Genomic DNA, 2,817 nt, shown 5'->3' with positions numbered 1-2,817 from the left:
CCCGACGGATTGGGCTTTTTGCGCACGAACATGGGGCCAGCTTACACTCGGGACACCCAAATCAGAAATCGGCCCCTTATAAAATAAGGACTTACGACGAAATTTCAGAGAGGTGTTGAACTCAGGTGTGCATGATAGGCGAGTTCACGATTCGGAGCTTCCGCGCCAGCCGCCATGTGCCCCGCTACATCGTACGCGAACGCATTGCCCGCGCGCCGTCCGGCGATTGACCCCTATCGCTTCAAGTAACGGCTCATGATCAACGTGGCCGTGCCCGCAATCACCTCGACACCGTCTTGATTCACCGCAGTCGTGTTCAGCTTCACCACGCCCTTGTCGCCGTTCCATTCCGTCACCACGGCGCGCGCGGTCACGGCGTCGCCGGGACGGACCGGCGCCTTGAAGCGCAGTTCCTGGCCCAGGTAGACCGCGCCCGGTCCCGGCAGTTTCGTGCCGAGCACCGCGGAGATGAGCCCGGCCACGAGCATGCCGTGGGCGATGCGCCCGCCGAACCGGGTTTCCCGCGCGTAGGCCTCATCGAGATGAATCGGGTTTACGTCGCCCGAGATGCGCGCGAAGGTCTCGATGTCCGCGACAGCGAAGGTCTTCGTCAGTTCGGCTTGTTCACCCGCTTCAAATGACGCGCGTTCTTCGTACATGGCCGTTTCTACTCCCTGTTTGCGCCCCTTACATTTCCCGCGCGCGGGTGCGGGGGATATAACGCCCCCCGGCATCAAAGAGGTCGCGCCGCAGTGCCGCCTCGAGTTCCAACATGCGGTCGCGCGGACGCTCGCGAACCGCCTTCGCCGGACTGCCCACGTTGATGGTCCACGGCTCGATATCGCGCGTGACAAAACTGAGCGCGCCAACCACCGCGCCTTCGCCGATGGTGACGCCGGGGAGGATCACGGCGTTCGCGCCGATGATGGCGTGGCGCTTGATATGCACATAGGATTGCCGTGCGATGCGGTACGGCGCGGGCACGGCGGGGTTCGTCAGGCTGCCGCCGAGGTAGTCTTCGTTCCCCGTGTAAATGCGGATGCCGCCGGAAAGACCGGAAAAATCCTCCATGATCAATTCGCCGCCGCCCGCCAGGGTCGTGTGCGAGGCAATGTGCACGAAGCTGCCGATTTCCGTGTTCTTGCCGCCCATGATGAATACGAAATCGTCCACGACCACGGAGTTGCCCAGGGAAATCGTCTCCGGACTGACAATCTTCGCGCGCTCGTAAATAATCACGTCCTCGCCCACGCTGCGGAACGGCAGCGTATACGCCTGGTTTGGCATTCTCGCGTCCCTCCTAAACGCCGCGCGCGGCGGCATGCAGTTCCCGAATCAAGGCGGCGATGTTTCTGACCGCGTCAAGGGTTAATTCGCTGTATACGGGCAGGCACAGGACCTGCTGCGCGGCGCGTTCCGCTGCCGGCAGGTTCTCGGGCCGCGCCGACGGGTACTTCTCAAGGTCGCTGTAGCATGCGTAGCGGCTGCACAGCGGGTAGAAATACTTGCGCGGCTCGATGTTCGCGCAGCCCAGCCACTGGTGCAGGTCGTCGCGCGTCATGCCGAAACCCGCAGGGTCCACCAGAATCGGGAAATAGGCGCAGTTCGGCTCGAGACCCGGAATATCGGGCATCAGAACGATGCCCGGCACGCCCGCCAGTTCCTCGCGGTAGAGCCGGGCGATCTCGCGGCGCGCCGCAATCTCCGCGTCCGCCTGGTCGAGATGCAGCAGGCCAAACGCGGCCTGCAATTCGTTCATCTTCCCGTTGATGCCGGCCATAGCGACCGTTTCCGCGTCCTTGATCCCGAAATTCTTCAACAAATCCACGGTCTTCTTGCGCGCGGCGTCCGGCACAACGAGCGCGCCGCCCTCGACGGTCGAAAACAGTTTCGTGGCATGGAAACTGAGCATGGCCGCGTCGCCGTACGCAGCGATGGCGCGGCCGCGGAAGCGCGCGCCGAACGTGTGCGCGGCATCGTAGACCACCTTCAGTCCGTGCACGTCCGCCATGTCCCGAATGGCGTCCACGTCGCAGGGAATGCCGTAGACGTGCACGGGAAGGATGGCCTTGGTGTCCGGGGTAATTGCAGCCTCGATGCGCGCCGGGTCGATATTCAGTGTGACGGGGTCGATGTCGCAAAAGACGGGCTTCAGCCCCATCCACGTCAGCGCATGCGTCGTGGCCGGGAACGTGAACGGCGTCGTGACCACTTCGCCCGATTCGAGTTCGAGCAGCCGCAGCGCGGCGAGCAGCGCAATCGTGCCGTTGCAGAAAAGGCTCAAATGGGGCGCGCCGAGATACTCCGCCAGCCGGCGTTCCAGTTGCTGATGCAGCTCGCCCGCGTTCGTGAGCCAGCGCCGCTCCCAGATACCCGCCACCTGCTGCTGGAACGCGGCGAGCGGCGGCATGGCCGGGCGCGTCACAAAGATCCGCTCGGCGCTCGCACGGGCGCGGGCAATCGATTCGTAATGCGCTGGCGGCGTCTTTCTCATGCAGCCTGAGCTTTCCGTGGTCATGCAGCGCCCGGTTCACGTTCGGGAATCGCCGTTCCGACAGGGTCCTGATACAAACTCCTCGCGCGCAAGCCGGGAGTCCGGCGCGTATCATATGCAAGTGGAATGACCTGATCAACAAAATCGCGCCGCCGCGCGTTACTGTAGCGGAGGCAGGGCGCGGGCCCGCGTCAGGAATCGGGGCACGAGCGTTGCACGGCGCAGCCGCCGGAAGGTATTATCGTTTTTCTGGAGTTTGTTGCCGCGAGTGAAGGAAGCGATGCCAAGGAGGTTATCACATGGCAAGGGAACAATCCCCGAAC

At 63.4% G+C, this 2,817-nt stretch carries 3 protein-coding genes; all 3 read right to left on the bottom strand.

From position 1 onward, the window contains the following. Positions 1 to 233 precede the first annotated feature (233 nt). From KA184_23830 to KA184_23820, 3 genes are read right to left on the bottom strand one after another with little or no spacing between them, the layout of a single operon-like run. Entirely contained in the window at positions 234 to 659 is a 426-nt protein-coding gene (locus tag KA184_23830; protein MBP8132622.1) for a MaoC family dehydratase, read from the bottom strand. A 28-nt stretch (positions 660 to 687) separates the two neighbouring features. After that, a complete protein-coding gene (locus tag KA184_23825; protein ID MBP8132621.1) occupies positions 688 to 1,287 on the bottom strand; it encodes an acyltransferase in 600 nt (199 codons plus the stop codon). Positions 1,288 to 1,300: 13 nt separating this feature from the next. Continuing rightward, positions 1,301 to 2,494 (bottom strand): DegT/DnrJ/EryC1/StrS family aminotransferase, encoded by a 1,194-nt coding sequence (locus KA184_23820; GenBank protein MBP8132620.1) that lies wholly within the window; start codon positions 2,492 to 2,494, stop codon positions 1,301 to 1,303. Between the last annotated feature and the right edge of the window lie 323 nt (positions 2,495 to 2,817).

This window comes from Candidatus Hydrogenedentota bacterium, from assembly GCA_018005585.1.
In the GTDB taxonomy this organism is placed as follows: domain Bacteria; phylum Hydrogenedentota; class Hydrogenedentia; order Hydrogenedentales; family JAGMZX01; genus JAGMZX01.
Note: the sequence above shows the minus strand (reverse complement) of the source record. Positions and strands in the feature narration are given on the sequence as shown.